Below are 7,451 nucleotides of genomic sequence, written 5' to 3'. Positions count from 1 at the left end.
TGCGGGAAGTTGATTCGGGTCTTGCATACGCTGGGGACCAAACAGAGGGAATACAACGCTGCAGACGTAATCGGGCCGGTTCGACATTCTCAGATGCAGCAAATGGCAGCTTAAGCAAAGAAGCACGAACCTGGATAACGCGAATTCAAGGAAAACAACTCTGACAACGGAAGCACCGGAGAAGCCGAAGAAAACAATCCATAAGGGCAACGACCCCGCAGAGGAGCAAGAATCGGCATCCACCCCTTGAGAGGTAGAACGAAGGAATGTAAGGGCATAGACCCAGCGTGACATGGGAGGGTAAACCCCAAGGGCGAATGTGGAGATCCACTGTGCGATCATATTCACCATCTCACAGTTTTGGAACCAAAACGATCCCAAACTCTGTTCCCGCCTACGCTCTTACAGAAAATCTTGGTGCAGATCACCTTCTCCACCAACGCCTCATCAATTGTCGAAGTTGAAATACTGCGAATTAGCGAGAAAACAGGAGAAAACATTACTTTATAGTGGGAGGATACGACTTGAAATTCTCGGAGGAATCTCGCATTGGTGAACTATTAAAGAACGAACAGACATCCCTTATTTTCAATCGCCATCTACCTGAACTTGCAGGATCGGCGCACTTAGATTTTCTAAAATGGCAAACACTCGGTAAAGTGATTCATTCCAATGATGAATGGGGATTTCTACCCGAAAGAGCTGTAGCGCTCCTGGCGGAACTCGCCGACGTTGAAGTCCTGGAAGAAGACTCTGGAGAAATTGCACCACTTGAGGTTGCCGAGGATGAGAGTGTCGTTCGCGCTTCCGCACCGGTAAGCATGACCAGGCGTGGAGGAAGATGGGACGTATTCGAATTCACGTTACACGGTCCCGCACTTGGCAACCCCTTTACCGATGTTACGCTGCATGCAGAATTTACGCATGGCGAATGTACATTGAGGGTACCTGGATTTTATGACGGTGAAGGGATCTATCGCATCCGTTTCATGCCGGACACTTACGGTATGTGGTTGTATCGAACATACAGCAATGCACGATCTTTGGATGGCATTCAAGGGGAATTTTACTGTTCCGAAACGAGGGATTGGAACCATGGTCCGGTTAGGGTCAAGGACACGTTTCACTTTAGTTATGAAGACGGCACCCGGTACATCCCCGTAGGAACGACATGTTATGCCTGGACTCATCAAGGCGAACAGCTCGAGGAAGAAACATTACATACGCTGGCGGCATCGCCGTTCAATAAAATCCGTATGTGTGTGTTTCCGAAGTCGTATGCGTATAATTCCAACGAGCCGGAGCATTATCCCTTTGAAGGTTCTCTGCAAGATGGATGGGATTTTACCCGGCTGAATCCGATTTTTTTTAGACATCTTGAACAACGTATCGAACAACTTGGCGATCTGGGCATTGAAGCCGATCTCATTCTTTTCCATCCGTACGACCGGTGGGGATTTCAGGAAATGAAGAAGGGTGTCGACGACCGCTACTTGAACTATATGGTTGCCCGGTTAGCGGCATATCGTAATGTATGGTGGTCATTAGCCAATGAGTATGACTTCATGTGGGCCAAGCGCGAGGAAGATTGGGAGCGGTTTGCAAGCATCATCAAGGCGAACGATCCATATAATCATCTGATATCCATCCACAATGGGTTGACGTTTTATGACTACGAACGTTCATGGGTCACGCATTGCAGTATTCAGCGAATCGATTTGTATAAGACAGCCGAAAGCACGAACGAATGGCGTGACCGTTGGAATAAGCCAATTGTCATAGACGAATGCGCGTATGAAGGGGATATCGATGCCGGTTGGGGGAACATCACCGGCGAGGAGATGGTTCGGAGATTCTGGGAGGGGGCGATTCGCGGAGGATATGTAGGGCACGGAGAAACATATGTGCACGACGAAGACATCCTCTGGTGGTCAAAGGGAGGCATTTTGCACGGGGCCAGCCCCAAAAGGATCGAATTCCTAAAGACCCTCATGGAAGAAGGACCTGCTCATGGATGGAATCCGATTCCCGGCGCATGGGACGCCCCTTCAGCCGGCATTCGAGACGAGTATATCCTGCATTATTACGGTTTCAATCAGCCGCGTTTCAAGGTGTACCGAATGAAGCCGGGCATTCAATATCATGTCGATGTGATCGATACCTGGAATATGACGGTTACACGACAAGAAGGTGTATATGAAGGAATATTCCGCGTGGAGCTGCCGGGTCGGCCGTATATGGCTGTACGACTAACGAAAATGAATGAATAGGGACTTCATGCAATTAGTACCGCATTAGCGGAAAGGGGAGTCCGGTTAGAGCGATCTAACCGGTCTTCATTTTTTATTATAAAACTTAACCGTCATAGCCGAAAACTTTTATCCCCACGCCTGCCAACCGCCATTATAATGTAGCTAGAATGAAAGGGAGAAAGCTCATAGGAAGGTTCCCGAATAGAAACTTCGAGGCGGAAGACGAGAATCTAGCAGGGAAAAAATCATGGAGGGTTACCGATATGAAAAAATGGACGTGGGGATGGATATTTATTCTGATCTTCTCGCTGTTGGCAGCAAGTTGCGCCGGACGCGAAATCGGCGGTGCGGGCTTCACGAATGCGGGAAGATCGGACGGCAAGAACGAAACCGAAGAAAAGGTAACGATTTCTTTTTGGACGCTGAACGCAGAATGGGTAAAATATGCCATTGACGATTTTAAGTTGCAATATCCGAATATCGAAGTTGAACTGACCCTGTACGATACAGATCCGATCAAAGAGACTTTAAAAGTGGCGGCCAGCTCAAAGACGCTTCCTGACATCTGGTTTACTTGGGGTGGAACACTCGGTTCTTTCTATCCAGAGTACGGCTTGTCGATGGATCTGACACAAGTTGCCTCAAATCATAACTGGTCCGGAACTTACAGCAAGGCAGCGCTTGACATGGTGACATTCGGCAACAAGATAACGGGTATACCTTTTCACGTAAATGTTCTTGGCATGTGGTATTCGAAAAACGTGTACGCGAAAGCAGGGCTGAAGGCACCGTCCACGTTTGCCGAATTTGAATCCCAACTTCAGACGCTGAAGGACGCAGGTGTTATTCCACTTGCATTCGGAAGCAAGGGAGGCTGGCACACGATGCGCGTCACTGAGCAGTTGCTGGAACATTTTGCCGGGCCGGAGCTGCATGACAAGCTGAATGCACTGTCTGCTTCCTGGAACGATCCAGCCGTCGTCATGACATTTGAGAAGCTGAAGGAATATACGGATAAGGGATACTTCCCAAAGGGATACTCGTATCTTGATCCGGCGGAGACGGATGATCTGTTGTTTCAGGAGCAGGCGGGAATGATCTATGAAGGAACCTGGTTTGACGTAACGATTAACAGCGAAGGCTTCGACAACACAAAATTCGACGTCTTTCCGTTTCCGTCCGACTGGACGCCAAGGCGTCCTTCCCTGTTCGCCGATATGTTCCAAATCAACGTAGAGAGCGTTCCCGCCAAGCAGGAGGCGGCCATCAAGCTTGGCGAGTATCTGACGAGCGTTGATGTCATCAATAAATATTTAGACTCCTACGGCACGCCAGCAACTCTGAGCACCAAGAATTCCTCCAAATCCCCGCATGTGCAGCTGCTGCTGGAGACAGCAATGGATGGGGGATTTTTGATCACCGATCAAGCGCTTCCGCAGGAAGTAGTTCAGAAGTTGTTCGAGGCGCAGGACAAGGTAGCTTTGAACGAGTGGACGCCAGCCCAAGCTGCTGAGGAGATGGAGAAGGCGGCGCAAGCTTACAAGAAAAAGAAGTAACTTGTTCTTGGATCGTGCGACGTAACCTTAAACCTGCCGGATTTAACGGATATCAATATCCCTATATACAACCAGGAGAGGTTAATCGATGAAAACGGCCAATGTCGTACGTATTCGTTGTTCATGGTCGGGCTCATGATTCCGGTCCATTCTACGCTGATTCCGTTGTTCAGCTTGTTCCAAAAACTCGGTCTAATCGATCACCCGCTTTCGATCCTGCTGTCGTACACGGCATTCATCGATATTTACGGAGCGCTTACCGCCCTGACGATTGCGGCGGCTCTGCCGGCCGCGGCCTCGATCGTGTGGACGAGCTGGCGCAACGGCATTACGCCGATGCCTTCGTCGTATCTCGTACGGAGAGCGGTAGCCGAGGAATTGAACCGAACGGGGGAAGGCGGCCTGCTCGTGGAGTCGGGATCGGGATGGGGGACGCTCGGCATCCATCTCGGAAAGCGCTGCAAAGGTTGGAGGGTAGAGGGAGTGGAGAATTCGCCGCTCCCGCTTGCCGCGTCGAAGATTGCGGCCTGGCTGGCTGCGCGGAAGCAGAGGAGAGCGGGCGATGCGGACGGGTTCTCCGTCTCATTCCGCAAGGGAGATATCTACGACGTCTCCTATCGGGAGGCGAGAGCCGTCGTCTGCTATCTGTACCCGGGCGCGATGAAACGTCTCTCCCCGCTGCTGGCGGAGCAGCTCAGTCCGGGTGCGTTCGTCGTCAGCGTCTGCTTCGCGCTGCCGGACTGGCAGCCGGAGCGGGTCATCACGTGCGGGGATCTGTATCGGACTCGAATCTACGTATATAAGTGCGCGACGTCGAGTCTGCTTCCCGAGAGGCTGCGTGATCAAAAGCGAACTTTTTGAACTACCTATCGAAATAGGGAGCCGTCCTCGGGTCTGAATCGACCCGGGAACGGCTCCCTATTCGTTATTTAATCGCCGAGGCTTTGTACACGCCGGAATCGATCATCTCTTCGACCGTCACGAGCTCGTAGCCTTTCGCCCGCAGATCTTCGATGATCTTGGGCAGCAGCTTGACCGTATGCTCGAGCGCGTTCTTGCGTCCTCCGAAGGAGTGCATCAGAATAATCCCGCCGTCGCTGGTATTCGCCATGACGTTCTTGTACATATCCTCGACGGAGCTTCCCGCCCAGTCCTTCGTATCCACGGTCCAGGCGACATGCTTCATGCGGTCGTCGTGGATCGTCGCCAGCACGTCCTTCGACACGGCGCCGTAAGGGGCCCGCATCAAGCGAGGGGGCGTGCCGGTCGCCTCTTCGATGATCTGCTGGGCTTTGTCGATCTGCTCGGCCCGCTGCTTGACGGACAGCTTCGTCAGGTCGCCGTGGGACCAGGAATGGTTGCCTACGGCGTGGCCTTCTTCGACGATGCGTTTGGCGACGTCCGGATACTTCTTGACTTGGGTGCCGACGAGGAAGAAAGTCGCTTTGGCGTCGTACTCCTTCAAAATATCGAGGATGCGCACCGTATAGTTGTTGTCCGGACCGTCGTCGAACGTCAAGGCGACGCGGGGACGCGGCTTGGTGTCTTCCTGCGGCTTATTCGGCGAAGGAAGCGGTTTTCCGCCCTGCTTCGGGGGCTGGACGGCCGTCTCCGCATCGGGCGACGTCGTCCCCGGCGTCGCTTCCGCGAGAACCGCCGTTTCTTCGCCGGGTGTCGCCTCGGGAGCGATCGCCGCCGCATCGGCGGAGCCGCCTCCCGTCAGACCGACGGCCTGCCACTCCCGGAACGGGGAACATCCGGCAAGAGCCGCCCACAGCATCGCGATACAGAGCGCGCTAAGACAAACGCGCCCAGAAATTAGTCGTTTTCCCCACATGGCCTTATCCTCCACATTTCCTCATCCCAACCACAAAAGAGGGGCGCTCGGGGATGGCCGGCGCGACTGGGATCCCCATCCCCGAGCGCGCCGACCGATAACGCTGTCCGTTCTCTTTGGTTATCTTATTAGACGTAAGAGAGGGAAAAAAGTTAGAGGATTTCGGCGCGGTTTTTAAATCTTTTTGTCGGAAGCTCGTCCTCGGAACAACCTCTAGAAGAAGGTTCGGAACAGTTTCCTTTTTCTTTCTGGCAGGGAAGCCGGCTGGACAGGAGTTTGGACGGAAGGCAGGCGAAGCTCTTCGCTCCTGGCCGCCGCCGTCATTGCCGCCGCCCGGCTCTCCAGCGTCTCTACGGCCGCGGCAAGCTGAACGAGGGTGCGGCGCAGCTCGTCCAACTCGGCGCGGTGCTGGCGCACTTGGGCGGAGACGACTTCGTCCGCTTTCTGATCAAGGGAGCGCTCGACCTCGAAGATGCGCAGCAGCAGCTCCCTCTTGCCTTCGGAGAAAGGCTCGGCGACGGGAGAGGCCGCGGGCGTACTCGCCGGAGCGGGGGGCTCGGGAAGGGAGATCTGTTCCAGCGTGCGTCCTCCCTCGATCTGGCTCTTGATATATTCCAGCAGGCCGAACTCGCGCTGAGAGAACACATAGTGTCCCAGCGGGTCTTTACGGAAGGAAGAGGGGTAATGAGATGCCCAGCGCTTGACGGTCGTCTGGCTTACTCCGAGACGTTCCGCCGCTTCTCTCGTTTTCAGGTTACGCATCGCATTCGCTCCAATCGCAATGTTCTTTTTTAACCCTATTCGAGATTCGTTCGCATCCCCCTGCGGGGGTGACAAAGGTAGTGGTTATTCGCCAAACAAAGTGCAAAATCGCGGAGGGGCCGGATTATACGAGGGTCGATGTCATGGTACAATAGAGGCAAACGTTCGATTTGGAGGCACAACCTCATGGCAACCGATCCACTCTCTCAATTCGAGAAAAAGGTCATCATCCGCACTATCGAGCGCCGGGACTTCGCCAAAATCATCGAGCTTCAAAGCAGCTGTTTTCCGAATATGTCGCCTTGGCTGCCGGAGCAGTTGGAGAGTCACGTGCGCATTTTTCCGGAGGGGCAAATCTGCGTCGAGCTCGACGGAGAGATCATCGGCTCCTGCTCCAGCCTGATCGTGAACTTCGACGATTATTTCGAGCAGCATACGTATACCGAGATTACGGACAAGGGATATATTCGCAATCATAATCCGCGCGGGGGCAACCTGTACGGGATGGAGGTTATGGTGCACCCCGACTACAGGCGCATGAAGATCGGCAGAAGGCTCTACGAGGCGCGCAAGCGGCTGGCCGAGCATCTGAACTTGAAGAGCATCATCGTCGGCGGGCGCATTCCCGGCTATCACCATTACAGCGACCGCATGACGCCCAGGGAGTACGCCGAAGAGGTGCTGCAGCAGAACATCTACGATCCGGTGCTGACGTTCCAGATGATGAACGGGTTCACGCTGAAACGGATCATTACCGGCTACTTGTCCGACGACGCCGATTCCAAGAATTACGCCGCGCTGCTGGAATGGAATAATATCGAATACAAGCCAAGCATCGACAAGCTGCATTATAAAATGTCTTTCCCGGTCCGAATCTGCGTCGTCCAGTACATGATGAAGAAGATCGACTCCTTCGAGGAGTTCGCCACGCAGTGCGAGCACTACGTCGACGTGGCGTCGGACTATAAATCGGATTTCGCCGTCTTCCCGGAAAACTTCACGATGCAGCTGCTCTCCTTCCTGGAGGAGCGGTCTCCGAGCCTG

At 53.5% G+C, this 7,451-nt stretch carries 6 protein-coding genes and 1 pseudogene; 5 read left to right on the top strand and 2 right to left on the bottom strand.

From position 1 onward, the window contains the following. Positions 1-524 precede the first annotated feature (524 nt). The 4 genes and pseudogenes from ACESLM_RS30025 (at position 525) to ACESLM_RS30010 (ending at position 4,669) form a co-directional block, all read left to right on the top strand. The gene (locus ACESLM_RS30025; protein WP_372638321.1) at positions 525-2,270 is read left to right on the top strand and encodes a DUF5605 domain-containing protein; all 1,746 of its coding nucleotides are present in this window, start codon (positions 525-527) and stop codon (positions 2,268-2,270) included. A 245-nt stretch (positions 2,271-2,515) separates the two neighbouring features. Then, positions 2,516-3,808, top strand: a complete 1,293-nt coding sequence (locus ACESLM_RS30020) for an ABC transporter substrate-binding protein (protein ID WP_372638319.1) — start codon at positions 2,516-2,518, stop codon at positions 3,806-3,808. A 114-nt stretch (positions 3,809-3,922) separates the two neighbouring features. After that, positions 3,923-4,045: pseudogene (locus ACESLM_RS30015) on the top strand (carbohydrate ABC transporter permease); the annotation flags it as partial. A 66-nt stretch (positions 4,046-4,111) separates the two neighbouring features. Next, the gene (locus tag ACESLM_RS30010) at positions 4,112-4,669 is read left to right on the top strand and encodes a class I SAM-dependent methyltransferase (RefSeq protein WP_372638323.1); all 558 of its coding nucleotides are present in this window, start codon (positions 4,112-4,114) and stop codon (positions 4,667-4,669) included. 64 nt (positions 4,670-4,733) lie between these two features. Here the strand turns inward: ACESLM_RS30010 and ACESLM_RS30005 are convergent, their stop codons facing one another. Together ACESLM_RS30005 and ACESLM_RS30000 are read right to left on the bottom strand one after the other, a co-directional pair. Then, positions 4,734-5,645 (bottom strand): polysaccharide deacetylase family protein, encoded by a 912-nt coding sequence (locus tag ACESLM_RS30005; protein ID WP_372638317.1) that lies wholly within the window; start codon positions 5,643-5,645, stop codon positions 4,734-4,736. A 213-nt stretch (positions 5,646-5,858) separates the two neighbouring features. Further along, entirely contained in the window at positions 5,859-6,407 is a 549-nt protein-coding gene (locus ACESLM_RS30000) for a MerR family transcriptional regulator (RefSeq protein ID WP_372638315.1), read from the bottom strand. Between the two features lie 186 nt (positions 6,408-6,593). Here ACESLM_RS30000 and ACESLM_RS29995 point away from each other — a divergent pair. Further along, on the top strand, positions 6,594-7,451 hold an 858-nt coding region (locus ACESLM_RS29995; RefSeq protein ID WP_372638313.1), incomplete at its 3' end, for a GNAT family N-acetyltransferase.

It is taken from the genome of Cohnella sp. (assembly GCF_041641335.1).
GTDB lineage: Bacteria > Bacillota > Bacilli > Paenibacillales > Paenibacillaceae > Cohnella.
The sequence above is the reverse complement of the archived record's forward strand: the minus strand, read 5'-3'. Positions and strand labels throughout refer to the sequence as shown.